This is a genomic window from Streptomyces sp. NPDC050988 (assembly GCF_044456225.1).
GTDB lineage: Bacteria > Actinomycetota > Actinomycetes > Streptomycetales > Streptomycetaceae > Streptomyces.
This window is the reverse complement of sequence record NZ_JBITFQ010000032.1, coordinates 53,283-71,143: the sequence shown is the minus strand read 5'-3', so window position 1 is coordinate 71,143 and position 17,861 is coordinate 53,283. Positions and strand designations below refer to the sequence as shown.

General features: G+C 71.8%; 13 protein-coding genes. 12 read left to right on the top strand and 1 reads right to left on the bottom strand.

The features are described 5' to 3' along the window. The first annotated feature begins 8 nt into the window (after positions 1-8). The 12 genes from ACIBEI_RS40815 (at position 9) to ACIBEI_RS40760 (ending at position 16,207) form a co-directional block, all read left to right on the top strand. A complete protein-coding gene (locus ACIBEI_RS40815) occupies positions 9-713 on the top strand; it encodes a hypothetical protein (protein WP_398895808.1) in 705 nt (234 codons plus the stop codon). After that, the gene (locus tag ACIBEI_RS40810; RefSeq protein ID WP_398895807.1) at positions 710-1,411 is read left to right on the top strand and encodes a hypothetical protein; all 702 of its coding nucleotides are present in this window, start codon (positions 710-712) and stop codon (positions 1,409-1,411) included. Before ACIBEI_RS40815 ends, ACIBEI_RS40810 begins: the two co-directional genes overlap by 4 nt. A gap of 10 nt (positions 1,412-1,421) precedes the next feature. Further along, positions 1,422-1,802 carry a hypothetical protein gene (locus tag ACIBEI_RS40805; RefSeq protein WP_398895806.1) on the top strand — a complete coding sequence of 127 codons (381 nt, stop codon included), beginning with the start codon at positions 1,422-1,424 and terminating at the stop codon, positions 1,800-1,802. After that, a complete protein-coding gene (locus tag ACIBEI_RS40800; RefSeq protein WP_398895805.1) occupies positions 1,795-2,934 on the top strand; it encodes a hypothetical protein in 1,140 nt (379 codons plus the stop codon). The genes ACIBEI_RS40805 and ACIBEI_RS40800 overlap by 8 nt, the downstream gene beginning before the upstream one ends. A 54-nt stretch (positions 2,935-2,988) precedes the next feature. Next, entirely contained in the window at positions 2,989-3,525 is a 537-nt protein-coding gene (locus tag ACIBEI_RS40795) for a phage baseplate assembly protein V (RefSeq protein ID WP_307526281.1), read from the top strand. A 20-nt stretch (positions 3,526-3,545) separates the two neighbouring features. Further along, entirely contained in the window at positions 3,546-3,899 is a 354-nt protein-coding gene (locus tag ACIBEI_RS40790) for a hypothetical protein (protein ID WP_398895804.1), read from the top strand. Further along, positions 3,896-4,282 (top strand): GPW/gp25 family protein, encoded by a 387-nt coding sequence (locus ACIBEI_RS40785; RefSeq protein WP_398895803.1) that lies wholly within the window; start codon positions 3,896-3,898, stop codon positions 4,280-4,282. The genes ACIBEI_RS40790 and ACIBEI_RS40785 overlap by 4 nt, the downstream gene beginning before the upstream one ends. Then, complete coding sequence (locus tag ACIBEI_RS40780; protein WP_398895802.1) at positions 4,279-7,434, top strand: putative baseplate assembly protein; 3,156 nt, start codon at positions 4,279-4,281, stop codon at positions 7,432-7,434. The genes ACIBEI_RS40785 and ACIBEI_RS40780 overlap by 4 nt, the downstream gene beginning before the upstream one ends. Before the next feature lie 86 nt (positions 7,435-7,520). Next, positions 7,521-11,381 carry a putative baseplate assembly protein gene (locus tag ACIBEI_RS40775; RefSeq protein WP_398895859.1) on the top strand — a complete coding sequence of 1,287 codons (3,861 nt, stop codon included), beginning with the start codon at positions 7,521-7,523 and terminating at the stop codon, positions 11,379-11,381. 55 nt (positions 11,382-11,436) lie between these two features. Continuing rightward, positions 11,437-13,578, top strand: a complete 2,142-nt coding sequence (locus ACIBEI_RS40770) for a hypothetical protein (RefSeq protein WP_398895801.1) — start codon at positions 11,437-11,439, stop codon at positions 13,576-13,578. A gap of 119 nt (positions 13,579-13,697) precedes the next feature. Next, positions 13,698-15,311 (top strand): DUF6519 domain-containing protein, encoded by a 1,614-nt coding sequence (locus ACIBEI_RS40765; RefSeq protein ID WP_398895800.1) that lies wholly within the window; start codon positions 13,698-13,700, stop codon positions 15,309-15,311. After that, the gene (locus ACIBEI_RS40760; RefSeq protein WP_189840058.1) at positions 15,311-16,207 is read left to right on the top strand and encodes a peptidoglycan-binding protein; all 897 of its coding nucleotides are present in this window, start codon (positions 15,311-15,313) and stop codon (positions 16,205-16,207) included. The genes ACIBEI_RS40765 and ACIBEI_RS40760 overlap by 1 nt, the downstream gene beginning before the upstream one ends. 70 nt (positions 16,208-16,277) lie before the next feature. Here ACIBEI_RS40760 and ACIBEI_RS40755 read toward each other — a convergent pair whose 3' ends face one another. Next, positions 16,278-17,684, bottom strand: coding sequence for a hypothetical protein (locus tag ACIBEI_RS40755; protein WP_398895798.1), 1,407 nt, complete (start codon positions 17,682-17,684; stop codon positions 16,278-16,280). Positions 17,685-17,861: the final 177 nt, after the last annotated feature.

Sequence of the window (17,861 nt, the reverse complement as noted above, 5' to 3'; positions counted from 1 at the left end):
GTCGATCGGTGCGATCACTCAATCAACTGGAAGAGCGGCATGTGGCCTCGCTCGCCGACCTGCGCGGCGCCGACTCCATCACGCTGCTCGACGAACGGCGTGGCGAGATCGGCCCCGGCTTCGTCGACGCCGAACCCCTCGACATGTTCGAGGACGGCTGGAGCGACCTCAGGGTCGACCCCGAGATGCTCGCCGAATCGCTCAGGTTCGAGATCGCCGCCCACTGGGAATCCGCTCCGCCGCTCCCTGAGTTCTCGGGAGAATTCCGCGTCCCGTCCCCCATGGAGATGGTGACCCAAGGGCCGAGCCCCTCGCTCGACATGCTGAGCACGGAGTTCCAGAGGGAATTCGTGTCCCACATGCGGTACTTCGACAACGCCTATGAGTCGAGCAGGGGGTTCATGACCTTTCTGCGCATGGAACCGGGCTCGTCGCCCATGGAGGTCTGGTTCTCGGATCTCGTGGGGACCGGGAACGAACCCTTTCCACCCGGTTACGTCAGGCTCGACCTCACGTTCACCGAGTACGTGGAGACACTGCTGCTCACCAAGGGGCTGTACGGATGGCAGTACCTCTTCGCGGACGTCTCCTTTTCGGACCCCGCCCTGGAACACCTCACGAACGGGCTGCGCAACGGTCTCGACGCGTTTCCTGAAATCTTCCCCGGTCCGGACTACTCGCCGTTGCTGAGCCGCCTGGAGGCCCGCCAATGACCCGCTACGCCGACATCCCCAAGCCCATCCGCTCCGGAATAGTCGTGGTCGACCCCGACCGAGGTACGCCCCAGCGGATCATCGTGCTTCAGTTCAATCCGGACACCCTCGAACGCAGTCTCAGTCCCCAGTCGGCGGGAGGCAGTGGGGACTCCGGTGGAGGAGGCAGCGGGACCGGAGACCGTAACGAGGCGCTCCGACTCAAGGGCCCCGCCCAGGAGACCTGGAAGTTCACCGCGGAGATCGACGCGACCGACCAGTTGGAGGTGGCCGCACCCGACGGCATTCACCCCCAACTCGCCACGCTCGAAATGCTGCTGCAGCCCACGACCCAGCAGATACGGGACGCCTCGCGGCTCTCGCAGAAGGGGACCATCGAGATCAGCCCGATCGAGATGCCGTTGACGCTGTTCACGTGGGGGAGCAAGCGGGTGATGCCCGTGCGGCTCACCGAGCTGTCCATCAACGAGTCCGCCTTCGACGTGAACCTCAACCCGATCCGGGCCTCGCTCGGCATCGGGCTCAAGGTGCTCACCGTCAGCGACCTCCCCGCCGGACACCGAGGCGCCGACCTCTACATGGCCCACCTCGCGCAGAAGGAACGCCTCGCGGCCGCCGCCCGCCGGGGCAGCCTCGGCGGACTCGGCCTCACCGGCGGGGACATCGGCGGCACGGCAACACTGAGCGGAAGGGGCTGAGTCGGAAGCCATGGCTGACATCGAGCCGTACGAGAACGCCCTGGACGCGATCCCGGGCGCCCACCCCTACCCCCGCACCAGCCGCTACCACGACGCCGAGATCGGCATCCACCGACAGGCGGACGGGACCGAAGTCCGGTACGCCAAGCGCCGGTTGCTGCCCCCGTTGGCCGAGACCGAGGACGAGGGCCAGAGCCACACCGTCAGCAGCGGCGAACGCCCCGACCTCCTGGGGCAGCGCTACTTCGGCGACCCCGCCCAGTGGTGGCAGATCGCCGACGCCAACCCCGTACTCGATCCACGGGAGTTGACCGACGATGCGGGCAACGCCATCGAGGTGCCCCTCGCCGGCGGCTTCCCGCGCGCGGACCGGGGAGACCGGCGTGTCTGAACTCCCCGTGGGCCGGGGCCCCGTACACATCACCCTCCAGATGGGACCGAAGCTCACCCGGCCCGTCCCCGCGGAGGTGACGGAAGCCCTGCTCTCCGCCCAGATCACCGCCACCGCGGGCGAACGCAGCGGCTTCCAGCTCGCCTTCGACCTCACCAAGAACGGGCTGATCAACCGCACCCTGCTCCCGGAGGGGTTCTTCGACCCGAAGACCCGAGTCATCGTCTCCGTGAGTGTGAAGGGCACACCCGAGGTGCTCCTCGACGGCCTGATCGTGCGGCAGGAGGTCGGCGCCAGCAACCAGCCGGGGCACTCCACGCTCACCGTCACCGGCGAGGACCTGAGCCTCCTCATGGACCTGGAGGAGCGCACCGACCGCTACCCCAACCTCCCTCCCTCCCAGCGCGTCCTCGCCATCCTGCGCCGGTACTCCGACTACGGCATCCGGCCGGACGTCTACACGGAGAAGGTGTCCCAGCCACCGCACCAGGACCTCCGCGTCCACTACCAGACCGGTACCGACCTCCAGTACGTCAACGAGCTGGCCCGCGCCAACGGCTACACCTTCTATCTGGAGCCCGGTCCCAACCCGGGCCAGTCGTCCGCCCGTTGGGGCCCCGAGGTCAGGCTCGGCATCCGCCAGCACGCCCTCAACGTCAACATGGACAACAACTCCACCGTCGACCAGCTGACGTTCGCGTACGACGGCACGGCGCGGGAGGAACCGCAGGCCCGCTGGCAGGACCCCGGTACCCGGCAGTCCACACTGCTCCCGCAGCCGCCGATCAGCCCGCTGCGACCGCCCCTCGGCAAGCGGCCCACCCCGGCGCTCAAGCGCAGGACGCTGGCCGGCACCGCCAAGCAGCAGCGCGAGCAGGCCGAGGCCGAACTCCTCGCCAGGGCCGCCGTGTCCGCCGACGTCGTCTCGGGCTCAGGCTCGCTCGACGTCAACCGGCACGGCTACCTCCTGCAGCCCCGCCAGCTGGTCGGCGTGCGGGGCGCCGGACGCGCGTACGACGGCGACTACTACGTCAAGTCCGTCACGCACACCCTGCGCCCGGGCTCGTACCAGCAGAACTTCACCCTCTCCCGGGAGGGCCTCGAAGCTCGCAGCGCCTACGTCAGGCCCTGACCCACCACCGCACGCACGGCCCCGCAACACCCCACAGAGCAGGAGCAGTTCAGCATGGCGGCAACCGGCAATCGCTACCTCGGCAAGTTCCGCGGCCGGGTGATCGACAACAACGACCCGCTGCACATCGGGCGCATCACCGTCGAGGTCCCGGACGTCCTCGGCGACGAGCCGTCGACGTGGGCGCTGCCCTGTCTGCCGTTCACCGGGCCGGAGGCGGGGCAGTTCGTGGTGCCGCCGCCGGGAGCGGGCGTGTGGGTCGAGTTCGAGCAGGGAGATCCCAGCTTCCCCGTGTGGACGGGGTGCTGGTACGGCGACCAGAGCGAGCTGCCGCCGGACGCGCGCCGCCTGGTCCAGCCTGCCTCGCAGGCCAAACCGGTCGTGGTGCAGACGCCCGGGGCACACAAGATCGTGATGAGCGATCCGCCGGGCGCGGACCAGGGAATCCTGCTCCAGGCCCAGGGCGGCGCCTACATCCGCATCACCAAGGAAGCCGTGGTCATCGCGACCGGCGCGGGCGCCGAGGTCCTGCTGCGCGGCAATCAAGTGACGATCAACGAGGGCCAGTTGACCGTGCTCTCCAAGCGATAGGAAGACGGGGGACGAATCAAGTGTCCAGCGCAACAGGGGCATCCGGCGGTCTGCTCGGAACCGGTGCCGTGATCAGCTGCCCGCACGGCGGCCGCGCCACCGCCGCCACCACATCCACCTCCGCCGTGCTGATGGACGGCATGCCCGTCGCCACGGCCGAGCACGGGTACGTCGTCACCGGCTGCCCGCACACCGTCGACGGGGTGCCCGTGCCGTGCGTCGCCGTCCGCTGGACGGCCGACGGCTCCGGCGTCACGGTCGGCGGCGCGTCCGTGCTGCTCGACACCTCCGTGGCCGAGTGCTTCACGGCGGCCTTCGTGCCGCAGGGCCCGCCGGTCGTCCAGGCCGAGCGCCGAAAGGTGGCCGTCCGATGAGCCCACGCACCCGACCCCGCAGCGACATCGCGTTCCCGTTCCGGGCCGACCGCCGGGGCCGCACCGCGCACGCCCGGCACGACGAGCACGTCCGCGACCTGATCGAGCAGGTGCTGTTCACCAGCCCCGGCGAGCGCGTGATGCGCCCCGACTTCGGCTGCGGACTCCTCGACCTGGTGTTCGCGCCCAACAGCCCCGAACTCACCAGCACCCTCGAACTCTCCGTGCAGGCCTCCTTGCAGCGCTGGCTCGGCGACCTCATCGATGTGGAGGACCTCGACGTGGTCAGCGAGGACAACGCCGTCCGTGTGCATCTCTCGTACGCCGTGCGCACCACCGGGACGCGCCGCGACGACGTCTTCGAAGGGAGGGCCGCGGCATGACGAGCACGGGCACGACCACCACCTCCCGGCGGGCGAAGGCAAGGGCCGCCCAGCTCAACGGAGTTGACGCGATCGAGGTCGGCGACGACGGCCTCACCCTCACGGTCACGTTCCTCGGCAAGGCCCCGCACGGCCTGTGCGCCGAGAACGTACGCATCGACGGCGGCCGACGCATCACCGGCATCCGGGCCGTCGATGTGAGCGTCGAGCGCGAGGACGACCCCGAACTCGACGACCGGCTGTACGTCACTCTCGACAAGGCCGGCGACACCTCCCGCTACCGGCTCTCCCTCGTGGAGACCGACCCGTACGGACGCCCCGGGACCGAGCCGTACAGAGGCTTCGACCAGCGATACCACAGCGCGGCCTTCGCCTTCCGGCCCGACTGTCCGACGCCCTTCGACTGCGCCGAAGAGCCCCACGGGACACGGGAGTTCCCCGAGGCGCCCGTCGTCGACTACACCGCGCGCGACTACGAGACCATCCGCAAGCTGCTCCTCGACCGGCTCGCGCTCACCACGCCCGACTGGATCGAGCGCAACCCCGTCGACCTGGGCACGACGCTCGTCGAACTGCTCGCCTACACCGGCGACCAGATCAGCTACCAGCAGGACGCGGTCGCCACGGAGGCGTACCTCGACACCGCGCGCCGCCGGGTCTCCGTACGCCGCCATGTCCGGCTCATCGACTACGCGATGCACGACGGCGCCAACTCCCGTGCGTACGTGACCGTGGAGACCGCGGGCGAGCACACGCTGCTGCCGGGAACGTACCGCTTCGCCTCCGTCGACGTACGTACCCTCGACCCGCACGACCGTCCGGAGCCCGGCGCGGTCATCGACGACGGGGACCTCGCCGAACTCGACGAGCGCGGCTCGGTGGAGGTCTTCGAACCGGTCGTGTCCGCCGACCCGTTGGAGCTGCGGGCCGCACACAACACCATCCGGCTGTGGACCTGGGGCGGCGAGGTGTCCTTCCTGCCGAAGGGCGCGACCGCCGCGACCCTGCGCGACGAGTGGCGTGACGCCGAGACGTGTGAGGAACGCCAACTCGATCTGAAACCGGGCGACTTGCTCGTACTGGAGGAGGTGAAGGGGCCGCGCACCGGCACCCCGGGCGACGCCGACCCCGCCCACCGGCAGGTCGTGCGCCTGACCTCCGTCACCCCGGGCGTCGACCGCATCGAGGACCAGCCGGTCCTGGAGGTCACCTGGGCCGCAGGGGACGCGCTCCGCTTCCCGTTCTGCCTCGCCACGCGCGGGGGACGCGACTGCGAGCCCGTCGAGGACGTGACGCTCGCGCGCGGGAACGTCGTCCTCGTCGACCACGGCCGCTCCCTGAACTGGTGCGGCGGCGGCCTGCCGGAGACGGTGACCGTGCCGCCCGTACCCGCCGTCGTCGGCTCCTGCGACCCTCCCGCCTTCGGCTGCCGGAACCGCGACGAGGGCAACGCGCCCGCCCGGCTCATCAACTCCCTTACGGACAAAGCCGAATGTGGGGATCCGCTCACCCCGGACGACGTCCGCGAGCTGTTCGACGTCGTCGGCGAGGACGTGACCGTACGCGCCGGACTGGGCCTGGAACTCGCCGGGCAGCGGCAGGAAAGGGTGGTGCCGGGCACGGCGTACGCCCAGGCCGCGGCCCTGCGGACCTTGCTCGCCCAGTCCGTGTACCCCGGTATCGCACCCCGCTTCCGGCCGGTCCTGGGCCGCTCGCCCGTGGCGCAGACCGTGCCGTTCCCGGACCCGCGGACCGTCGCGGCCGGCCAGGCCGAGCGGATCGCCGCAATCCCCGGACGGGTCAGGCAGCGGCTCGTCGAGCTGTGGCGCAGCGCCCGTGACCGCGACGGGCTCGGCGAACAGGAGATCGCCGAACTCACCGTGATCTACGGCCTGAAGACCCTGGAGCACCTCGAACTCCACCTCCATCCGGTCCGCGCCCTGCGTGAACTCCTCTTCCGCAGCGACCAGTTGCTCGACGCCAAGCTGCGCCGCGTCGAGGTGCTCACGGCACGGGCCCGCGCGGGCACGGTCCTCGACGGACACATCGCCTGGGAGATCGCGCACAGTTGGGGACCGGCGTACGCGGCCGGACTGCACCCGGACGAGCTCGTACTGCGCGGCCCCGCCTCGGCGGCACTCCGCCACGACCCGCGCCAGGCACTGCCCGCCGTACGGCTCCAAGAGGGCGACGGTGGTGAGGTGATCTGGGAGCCGCGCCGCGACCTGCTCGACAGCACGCCCCGCGACCGGCACTTCGTCGGTGAACTGGAGGACGACGGACGCCTCGCCCTGCGCTTCGGCGACGGCCGACACGGCGCCCGTCCGACCCCCGGCACCCGGCTCGAACTCCGCTACCGGCTCGGCGGCGGAACCGCCGGCAACGTCGGCGCGGAGGCCATCAACCACCTCGTCCTGTGCGATGACAGCGACGGCGGCGACGGCGCGGAACCGCCGGTGGCCGGCGTACGCAACCCGCTGCCCGCCGTGGGCGGCACGGAGCCCGAACCGGTCGAGCAGGTACGCCAGTTGGCCCCGCTCGACCTGCGCCGCACCCGCCTTCGCGCGGTCACCGCCGAGGACTACGCGGCCCTCGCCTCCGCCCTGCCCGGGGTGCAGCGGGCCGCCGCCGCGATCCGCTGGACCGGCAGCGTCCAGGAGGCCCACGTCGCCGTCGACCCGTACGGCACCGGCGCCCCCTCGGACGGGCTGCTCGCCGAGGTGGCCCAGGCCCTGGAGGCGTACCGGCGCATTGGCCACGACCTCGTGGTCGGCCCCGCCCGGCTCGTGCCGCTCGACATCGAGCTGAAGGTGTGCGCCAAGCCGGGCCACCAGCACGGACAGATCCTGGCCGAGCTGTACCGCGTACTCGGCAACGGCCGCCTCCCGGGCGGGCGGCTCGGCTTCTTCCACCCGGACGCACTGACGTTCGGCGAACCGGTCCGGCTCAGCCGTCTGGTCGCCGTCGCGGCCGCGGTGCCCGGCGTCGAGAGCGTCCATGTCACACGGCTTCGAAGGCTGTTCCACGAGGACCGAGGAGAGAGGGAGGACGGCGTGCTGCGGCTCGGCCCGCTGGAGGTCGCCACCTGCGACAACGACCCCGACCGGCCGGAGAACGGCCGCCTTGAGATATCCCTCGGAGGTGCCCGATGAACGACGACGACTGCACCTGCGGCGGCGCGTGCGGCCATGGCGCGTCCGGTGGCGGCGCATGCGGCGGCGGCCTGTCCGGCGGCGGTATGTGCGATTGCGGTGGGGCGTGCGGCGGTCACGACGAGCGCCTCACCCCCGCCCCGCTCCACAACCCGCCCGGCCGCACGGCACTCGACTACCGCGTCGGCGAGTACGGCTCCTTCCTGGCCGCCCAGCTCGACCGGCTGGCCTCGCCGGCGTACCCGGCCCTGAAGGGGCTCACGGTCCGCACTCCCGACGACCCGGCGATCGGCCTGCTCGACGCCACGGCCGTCCTCGGCGACCTGCTCACCTTCCACTCCGAGCGGATCGCCGACGAGGCCTATCTGCGGACGGCCAACGAGCACCGCTCGCTCGCGCTGCTCGGCCGCCTGGTCGGCCACCGCCCGCGGCCCGGCGTCGCCGCCTCCACCCATCTCGCGTACAGCCTCGAACGCGATCCGCGCGCCGAGACCCTGCCCGTGGTGATCCCGCGCGGCGCGCAGAGCCACAGCGTGCCCGCGTCGGCCGACGAGGAGTCGCAGACCTTCGAGACGAGCCGTGACCTGACGGCCCGCTGGGACTGGAACGAACTGAAGGTCCGGCGCCGCCGCCCGTCCCTCGTCACCCCGGCGGACCTGGAACGCCGTTCGGAACTCTTCGTCGAAGGTACCGCCAACTCCCTCCAGACCGGCGACCAGTTGCTTTTCGTCTTCGGCGAACAGGCAGGCACCGAACCGAAGTTGCTGCCTGTCGCGAAGGTGCGGATCGACCGGGAAGACGAGATCACCGCGATCGGCCTGGCCCAGTCGGCCCCGCCCACTCTCCGGGAACTCGTCGACGAGGTACGTCGGTGGACCTCCGAACCCGAGGCGCCGGGCGACCCCGGTGACGAACCGCCCACCCCGGAGGTCCCCAACCCACGCCCGGTCAGCCGCCTGATCGAGGACTTCGACGACCAGGTCCTCGCCCCACTGCGCGCCGACCTGGACGGGATCAAGACCCCGGAGAGCCTCGCGTCCCGCCTCGCCGAGCCCGTGGCGCGCCTGGGAGAGGCCCAGGTCCTCGCAACGCCGTACGAGGATGTCGCGGCCTGGTTCGAGCAGCTGGAGGCGGTACTCGCCGAACTGGCGGAACGCGCACGGGAGTTGGCGCCCTCTCAGCCGGTGCCGCCGACGGGCGACGAGCAGGGCGCGACGACGGCTTCGGACGACCGGGGCCCGGCGGCAGCCATCGGCCAGGGCCCGGCATCAGCCGCCCTGAGCCCGACAGCCCTCACCGCCCCGAGCCCTTCCGCCACCGCCACCTCAACCCCCCTCGGCCCCCGCGAAGCCGCGTTCCAAGCCCTCGGCTCCGTCCTCCCCGCCCTCCGCGGCAAGGCCCCGGCACCGACCACCGGCGCCGAACAGCCGCGCCGCCCAGGCGGGGACACGGCCCGGCTGCTCTCGGCCCTGAACCCCGGCCTGACCGGCCTCTACCCGGCCTGGCGCACGGCCGCCGCGCCCGGCACTCCGCAACTTCTGCGGGAACTCCTCGCGATGCGCGTGACCACGGCACCCTTCGGGGCCATGGCCCCGCTCAAGCCCGTCCAGGACGACCGGGGCCGGGTCATCCGCACCGCCGACTGGCCCCTCACCGGTGCCGCCCTGGTCAGCATGCGCGTCGTGTTCGACACGGCGGGCAGGGTCCCGGTGCGCGCCGAGTTCCAGTACGTCGAGGGTGCCAGCTCCGACCAGCGCGCGGAGAACCTGCCGGCCGCGGCGCCGGTCACCTTCCGCCTCGGCGCGGGCGAGGTGGACCTGTCCACGCGCGCCGGCCAGGACCGCGAGCTGAGCTGGCTCAACCGGCGCCCCACCGACTCACAGGAGCCCGGCGTCACCGCGGTCCTCCGCGAGGGCCTGCCCAACCGCACGCTCTTCGTGTCCCGCCCGGACGCGGACGGCCTGGTCCACGTGGGCGTGCACAACGGAACGTCCGAGCAGGTCGCCCTCCGGCCGGGCGTTCCGGAGCGGTTCACGCACGGCGAGTACGAGGTGAGCCTCACGTACACCGTGGGCAGCGCCGCACCGAACGTGGAGGTGGTCATCGCCTCGAAGCCGGAGCCCACCAACCGCCGGGTCCTGCAGCTGGACCGGGTGCATGACGGCATCACGGTCGGCAGCTGGGTCGCGATCCAGCGGCCCGGCAAGGGAGTCGAGGGCGGCATCCCGGGCGACAAGAAGCTCGCGTTCGTCACCACGAAGGTCGTGGCCGCGCGGACGGCCGCCTACACCAACTACGGAATCACGGGCCGCGGGACCGAACTCGTCCTGGCCGACGCGTGGTTGGACGAGTTCGATGTCCTGCTCTCGCACATCCGCGACACCACCGTCCACGCCGACGGCGAGCCGCTGCGCCTGGCCGACGAGCCGTTGGGCGAGGACGTTCACGGCAACGAGATCGAACTCGCCGACCTGTACGACGGGTTGCGGCCGGGCCGCACGCTGATCGTCGCGGGCGAGCGCAGCGACATCCCCGGCGTGGCAGCCGTCCAGGCCACGGAGGTCGTCACCATCGCCGCCGCCGACCCGGCCGTCGATCCCCAACTCCCGGGCGACCACGTCCACACGAGGCTGACGCTCACCGCGGACCTCGCGTACCGCTACCGCCGTGAGACCGTGCGGATCCTCGGCAACGTGGTCGAGGCGACCCACGGCGAGGGCCGGGACGAGCCGATCGGCAGCGGCGACTCGGACCGCACGAACCAGACGTTCGCGCTCTGGCAGTCCCCGCTGACCTGGCTCGCCGACGACAACCCCCTCGGCGCCACCCCCGTCCTGGAGGTGAGGGTCGACGGAGTGCTCTGGCACGAGGTCGACAGCCTCGCCGGGCGCGGCCCGCGCGAGCGCGTCTACATCACCGGGACCACCGCCGACGGCCGCACCACCGTGACCTTCGGCGACGGCGTCCACGGCGCCCGCCTGCCCAGCGGCCACGAGAACATCCGCGCCCGCTACCGCTTCGGCACCGGCAGGGCCGCCAACGTCGCCGCGGGTCGCATCACCCAGGCCCTCACCCGCCCCCTCGGCGTCACCGCGGTCACCAACCCGCGCTCCGCCACGGGCGGCGCCGACGCAGACGGTCCCGGACTCACCCGGCGCACGGTCCCGTTGGCCGTCTCGGCCCTCGACCGCCTGGTCTCCGAGACCGACTACGAGGACTTCGCCCGCTCCCGGGCCGGCATCGGCCGGGCCGCCGCACGCGAACTCTTCGACGGACGGCGGCGCGTACTGCACGTGACGGTCGCGGGCACGGATGACGTGCCCATCGCCGAGGACTCGGACCTGCTGCGTGCCCTGCGCGGCGCACTCACCGAGTACGGCGACCCGAACCTCCCGGTCCGCGTGGACGTCCGCGAACTCGTCGCGCTCCTGGTCGCCGCAAAGGTGAAGGTGGCGCCGGACCACACCTGGCAGACAGTCGAACCCCGCCTGCGCCAAGCCCTGTTGCGCCGACTCGGCTACGAGGGAAGGGAGTTGGGGCAGCCCGCCCGCCTCTCCGACATCCTGGCCACGGCCCACCAGGTGCCCGGCGTCGACTACGTGGACGTCGACGTCTTCACCGGTGTCCCCGCCTCCGCGACCCCCGAGGAACTCACCAAGCTCCTCGCGAACCCGGGCCTGCCGAAGGCCTCGGTCCCGGCGCGCGGAGCGACGTACGACGAGAAGATCCACACGGTCCGCGAGAAGGACGGCGAGACGCTCTCGCGGGTCTGCGCCCGGCACGGCGTCCCGCTCGCCGAACTCCTGCGCCTGAACCCCGACATCACCGACACCCGCCGCCTGGCGAAGGGCCGTTCGGTGTACGTCTTCCGCGGCATCCGCCCGGCCCGGCTCGCACTGCTGTCGCCGAAGGCCGCGGACACCCTGATTCTGACGGAGGTCAAGTGATGGCCGCGACGGCCCTGCTGTTCCCGGATGTCCAGTGCGAGAGGGAGGCCGTGTGATGGCCAGGGAACCGGACGGACTCGCCGAGCTGCTGCCCCAGTGGCACCGGCTGCGCGACGCCCAGGAGGGCGAACCGCTGCGCGCCCTGCTCGCCGTCATGGCCGAGCAACTCGACCTCGTACGCGACGGGGTCGAGCAGGGCTACGAGGACCTGTTCGTCGAGACGGCGGCCCCCTGGGTGCTCCCGTATCTCGGCGATCTCGTCGGCTACCGGACACTGCCCGGCTACGAGCGTGTCCTCACCACCGGTCTGCGCGGCGGGAGTTCGGCCGCGCTCACCGAGGCCGTCGCTCCGCGCCGCGATGTCGCCGCGACCGTCGCCAACCGCCGCCGCAAGGGCACCCTCCACCTCCTCGAAGAACTCTCCGAGCGGGTGGCCGCCTGGCCCGCCCGCGCCGTCGAACTCTCCCGCCACGTCTCCCACCACCAGCCCGTGAAGCTGTACGGGACCGGCGGCGCCGAGCGCGGGACGCGTGGCCGCACGGCCGACCTCAGGGACAGCTCCGCACTCGACCTGGCGGGCGGCCCCTTCGGCGCGGTGGCCCGCTCGGTCGACGTACGCAGGGCCGACTCCCGTCACCGGCAAGGGGGTTGGAGCCCGGCCGGGGTCGGACTCTTCGTATGGCGGCTGAAGGCGTACTCGCTGACGTCCTCACCGGCGTACTGCATCGACCGGGCCCGCAACCTCTACACCTTCTCGATCCTCGGCAACGACACCCCGCTGGTCACCAAGCCGGTCCCGGAGCCGTCGCCCACGCACATCGCGACCATCGACAACGTCCCGGCGTTCGTCCGCCGCCGTCAGCTCCACGACCGGCTCGCCGACTACTACGGCCCCGGGAAGAGCTTCGTGATCCGCCGCGACGGCGAGGACCGGCCCGTACCGCCCTCCGACATCGTGGTCGCCGACCTGTCCGACTGGCGCTACCGGCCCAAGCGCGGCCAGGTCGCGGTCGACCCGGAGCTGGGCCGGATCGCCTTCGGCGCCCGCACCGCGCCCCGCAAGGGCGTCTGGGTCGACTACCACTACGGTTTCGGCGCAGATATGGGCGGCGGCGAGTACGTACGCGAGCGTGAGTCCAGGCCGGATGCCGAGTTCTACCGGGTCGGGCCCGGCGAGACGTACCGGCAGATCATGGACGCCTACCGCGCCTGGCAGAACGACCGCCGGGCCGGTCGCTGCGGTCCCGAGGGCATCATCGAGATCACCCACAGCGGCGCCTACCAGGAGCAGTTGGACTTCGACCTCGATCCGGGCGACCGGCTCGAACTGCGCGCGGCCGAGGGCACCCGGCCGGTGATCCGCCTCCTCGACTGGTACAGCAACCGCCCCGACGCCCTCAACATCCGTGCCGTGTCCGAGGATTGCGCGCCCGGCGAGCGGCCACGGATAGTGCTCGACGGGCTGCTCGTCGCGGGCCGCGGCATCAACGTCACGGGCCCGATGGGCGCGGTCGTCGTCCGCCACTCGACGCTCGTGCCCGGCTGGTCGCTGGAGCCGGAGTGCGATCCGCACTCGCCCGAGGAGCCGAGCATCGTCCTGGAGCGCACCACCGCATGCCTCCAGGTCGAGCAGAGCATCCTCGGCACGATCGAGGTCATCGGCGACGAGGTCTCTGAGGACCCCCTCGACATCCACATCCGCGACAGCGTCCTGGACGCCACCGCCGATGACCGAGAGGCCCTCTCGGCCCCCGACTGCCGGCACGCCCACGCCGTCCTGCACCTGCACCGCACCACCGTGATCGGGGAGATCCACACCCACGCGGTCCGGATCGCCGAGAACTCGATCTTCACCGGACGCCTCCACGTGGCCCGCCGTGGCATCGGCTGCATCCGCTTCTCGTACGTGCCCACCGGGTCCCGTACGCCACGCCGCCACCGCTGCCGGCCTGACCTGGTGGGACCCGAACAGGCCGCCTGTGTAAGGCCGTTGTTCACCTCGCAGCGCTACGGGACGCCCTGGTACGGGCTGTTGGCCGACCGGTGTGCCGAGGAGATCAGGCGCGGCGCGGAGGACGGGGCCGAACTGGGCGCCTTCCACGACCTGTACCGGCCGCAGCGCGAGGACAGCCTGCGGGCACGGCTCGCGGAGTACACGCCCGCGGGGACGGACGCGGGGATCTTCTTCGTGACCTGACCCCCGCCTGCCTCCACGCGCACCCGGCACGCGCACCCGGCACGCGCACCCGGCACGCGCACCCGGCTCGACGCGCCCCAGAACCCGCACGCAATTCCTGAACCAGGGGGATCCCCTTCATGCACGCAGACCTCTCCCGCTCCACGTTCCGCCCGGAGCGGCACTACTCCGCGGTCATCGCCCAACAGGGCCGCGTCCAGCTCGACGCCGACGCCAACGAACAGACCGCGATCCAGCTGTACCAGGCCCGCACGCTCACCGCCGACCTGATCGGGCAGCACGGCGGCCCGCGTGACGCCGCCGGTTTCCGCATCGAGTACGTCGGTGGCAGGCACGACATCGACACCCTGCACATCCACGGCGGCCGCTACTACGTCGACGGCATCCTGTGCGACGCGGACCGCCCGGCCCCCGGTGTCCCCGTACCGGACGAGGACGACGAGGAGGAGAAGGAGAAGGAGAAGGAGAAGGAGAAGGCGCAGGACTCCGCGCAGCCGCCCGCCTACTGGACCTACTGGGATCAGCCCGACGGCCACCGCGACCCGGAGAAGCCCGGCGACCGGCTGCCCTCGCCCGCCCAGGCCCCGTTCGTCGTCTACCTCCAGGTGTGGGAGCGCTCGGTCACCGCGGCCGAGGACCCGGCCCTGCGCGAGGTCGCGCTCGGCGCGGCCATGCCGGACACCGCCGCCCGCGCCAAGGTCGTCTGGCAGGTCCTGCCGCTCGCCCTCGACGAGTTGGAGACCGAGGAGCCCGAGCCGTCAAAGGAGGTCGTCCGCGCGGCCTTCGCACGCTGGGCGCAGAAGCAGGCCGGACCCTCGTCCCGCCTCGCCGCCCGCGCCCAACGGCCCGACCACGCCGACGAGGACCCCTGCCTGGTCAAGCCGGACTCCCGCTACCGCGGCCCCGAGAACCAGCTGTACCGCGTGGAGGTCCACGAGGGCGGCGCGCCGGGCGAGGGGGCCAAGGGAGGCGGTCCGAAGGAGGGCGCCACCTTCAAGTGGTCCCGCGAGAACGGCTCCGTGGTCTTCCCGGTCGACGAACTCGACGGCACCTGGGTCCAGTTGGCGTCTCTCGGCCACGACGACAAGCTGGACCTGGACGTCGGCGACCGGGTGGAGTTCACCGACACCGCGTACGCCTCCCGCCTCGAAGCCCTGCCGCTGCTCAGGGTCGAGGAACTGGACCTGCCCGGCCGCCGCGTACGCCTGTCCGCCGAGCCGGAGCCGGGCGTCGGACGCCTGCCGCACCTGCACCCGTTCCTGCGCCGCTGGGACCACCACGAGGGCCCGAGGCGCAAGGGCCGGTCTACCACCCTGCGGGGCGGGGCAGTTCCGGTCACCGAGGGGGAGTGGCTGCCCCTGGAGGACGGTATCGAGGTCTACTTCGCCAAGGGCGGCACGTACCGCACCGGCGACCACTGGATCGTTCCCGCCCGTACGGCCACGGGCAGCGTGGAGTGGCCGGTGGACCAGGCGCGCCGCCCGCTGCTCCAGGGCCCGGCAGGCATCGCCCGCCACTTCGCGCCCCTCGCCCTGGTGAAGGGCGAGGGGGAGGCCCTGGACCTGCGGCTCGCCTTCGGGCCGCTCGCCAGCAGCATCCCGGCGGCGGACGAGGCGACGCTCGCGGCGGAGACCCGGGCGCGACAGGAGGAACAGGCGGCGGAGGCCGACCCCTCCGGCGGGAGGTCGCAGACCACCGCCGAGGCGGAGTCAGCCGTGGAAGGAGACAAGTAATGGCGAAGCCCCTGACCGCGTCCAAGCTGGTGGAGATCCTGCGCGCCGAGGGCCTCACGGTCCACGAGGTGCGCAACTGGCGCCGCCACAACCGCAATTCGAAGGGCCCCTGGGGTCCGATGAACGGCGTGATGATCCACCACACCGTCACCTCCGGCACCGCCGCCTCCGTCGACATCTGCTACGACGGCTACTCGGGCCTGCCCGGCCCCCTGTGCCACGGAGTCATCGACAAGAAGGGCCAGGTCCACCTCGTCGGCAACGGCCGCGCCAACCACGCGGGCCTCGGCGACGGCGACGTCCTGCGCGCGGTGATCAACGAGTCGAAGCTGCCGGCCGACAACGAGGCCGACACCGACGGCAACCGCCACTTCTACGGCTTCGAGTGCATCAACCTCGGCAACGGCAAGGACCCCTGGCCCGAGGCCCAGAAGGAGGCCATCGAGAAGGTCTCCGCCGCGATCTGCCGCGCCCACGGCTGGACCGAGCGCTCCGTCATCGGCCACAAGGAGTGGCAGCCCGGCAAGCAGGACCCGCGCGGCTTCACGATGGACGGCATGCGCAAGCGCATAGCCGAGCGGCTGCGCGGCAAGGGCGACAGCGGCAAGCCGGCCCCCGACCCGAAGCCCGCGCCCAAGCCCTCGTACGAGCCCTTCCCCGGCGGTGGCTTCTTCCACATCGGCCAGAAGTCCGCCGTGATCACGGCCATGGGCCGCCGCCTCGTCGCCGAGGGCTGCGGTCGCTACGAGAGCGGCCCCAGCCCCGACTGGACCGAGGCCGACCGCAAGTCCTACGCGGCCTGGCAACAGAAGCGAGGCTTCAAGGGGAAGGACGCGGACGGCATCCCGGGCAAGGTCACGTGGGACGCGCTGAAGGTGCCCAGGTCGGGCGACTGACCGGCGGCCCGACGCCGCGCCGGGGCCGCGAACGAGCCGCGGACCGGGCCAAGGGGGACCCGGCCGGGGATCAGCCGCCGGTCACCTTCGGCGCCCACGCGCACGCCTCGACCGCCGCCGCCAGCACGGCCCGGTCGGTGGCGGTGAGGGCGTACGTGTCCGGCGTGCCCGACGGCGCGTCCAGGTGCGGGCGGACCCGGTCGGCGTCGGCGGCGGTGAGGGTGGAGAGCGGCTTCATCAGCAGGTTGAGCGGGTGCTCCAGGTCCTGCACGATCGTCGAGTAGAAGTCCGTCGAGGAGTTCCTCGTGGAAAGCGCGAGCATGCCCTCGTACACCGCCAGCCGTCCGTACGGCGACGACGCGAACTTCCCGACGGCGCGCGGGAGCGCCAGATCGTCGTCCTTGCTGTCGGGCCCCGCCTGCACCAGGAAGGGCGGGGCCGGGGAGCGTTCGAGGGTGGCGATGTCGTAGTGGTAGTTGACGTTGCCGCCCTCCGCCACCAGGAGGTTCCACGGAGCCACCGGGTTGAGCCGGAAGAACGTACGCGGTGACGAGTGCCAGCCGTCGTGCAGTCCGCGCAGACGGCCGCCGATGACCTGCCAGCGGTACAGACCCCCGTCGTAGCCGGCCGTGACGATGGAGTCCTCGGTGAAGGTGATCGCGTTGATCGAGCCGTGCCGCATGGACTCCACGACGATGTCGTGCATCGGCTGCAGTCTGCTGTCGGTGACGAGGATCCGGGTGTCGTCCGCGAAGGCGATCCGGGTGCCGGTGGCGTCGACGGCGAACAGGTCGGCACGCCGGAGGCCGAACTCCCGCAGATTGAGCTGTTCCTGCTCGCCGTCCGCGAGGGCGAAGGCGACGCCGTTCAGCTTCGTGCCCATCACGAAACCCGTCGCCGTCGCCTCCACTACCGCGTCCAACAGGCCGCTGCCCTGGGCCAGTACGGCCTCCCGGCCGGGTGTGTACTCGACGACCTCCGTGTCGCCGCGGTAGCCCCCGCTGTCGAACTCCCGCCGGGCCACGACCGTTTCGCTGTCGATGGCGCACAGCGACCAGTGCTGCGCGGGCCCCTCGTACAGCGTCGACCGCACACCCGTCCGGTCGACGGTGACGACGCGCGAGGTGTGCGCGTCGCGGCCCTTGAGATCGAGCGCCACGACCGGATGCCGCACGGAGAAGCCCACCGGACTGGCGAAGCCCAGCGTGTCGGACAGCCGGTGGGTCGTACGGTCGAACAACTCCGCCCCGAGCTTCGTCGCTTCCCTGGGCGGGAGCCCGGTGAGCACGTCCGCCAAACGGGCGTCGGCGTCGGACGGCGGGTCCCACTTGCGGCGTTTCAGATGGGCCGCCGCGCCCACTGCCTGGGGCAGTGGCAGGGAGAGGATCAGCCACCACAGGGTGCGCCAGTCGCCCTTGCGCGCCACCTTGCGCGCCATTCCGATCGGATCCGGACCACCGTCGATGCGCGGGATCACCGTGTGCCGCCTCCCCGTTGGTGAGCTTCCACCCCTGGCCACCGTCCGGACACATTTTGTCGCAGGTGACACGGTGAGAGCCAGCGCGTTGTCACGTGGGGAACGTGGAGAACCAGCAACCAGTAGCCAGCAGGCAGCACGTTGTCAGGTGGAGGACCAACGGCTTGTCACGTGGAG

Coding starts and splice junctions, on each gene's coding strand:
- ACIBEI_RS40770 (WP_398895801.1), top strand. CDS start 11,437: ATGGCCAGGGAACCGGACGGACTCGCCGAGCTGCTGCCCCAGTGGCAC.
- ACIBEI_RS40780 (WP_398895802.1), top strand. CDS start 4,279: ATGACGAGCACGGGCACGACCACCACCTCCCGGCGGGCGAAGGCAAGG.
- ACIBEI_RS40810 (WP_398895807.1), top strand. CDS start 710: ATGACCCGCTACGCCGACATCCCCAAGCCCATCCGCTCCGGAATAGTC.
- ACIBEI_RS40805 (WP_398895806.1), top strand. CDS start 1,422: ATGGCTGACATCGAGCCGTACGAGAACGCCCTGGACGCGATCCCGGGC.
- ACIBEI_RS40795 (WP_307526281.1), top strand. CDS start 2,989: ATGGCGGCAACCGGCAATCGCTACCTCGGCAAGTTCCGCGGCCGGGTG.
- ACIBEI_RS40760 (WP_189840058.1), top strand. CDS start 15,311: ATGGCGAAGCCCCTGACCGCGTCCAAGCTGGTGGAGATCCTGCGCGCC.
- ACIBEI_RS40765 (WP_398895800.1), top strand. CDS start 13,698: ATGCACGCAGACCTCTCCCGCTCCACGTTCCGCCCGGAGCGGCACTAC.
- ACIBEI_RS40785 (WP_398895803.1), top strand. CDS start 3,896: ATGAGCCCACGCACCCGACCCCGCAGCGACATCGCGTTCCCGTTCCGG.
- ACIBEI_RS40775 (WP_398895859.1), top strand. CDS start 7,521: ATGTGCGATTGCGGTGGGGCGTGCGGCGGTCACGACGAGCGCCTCACC.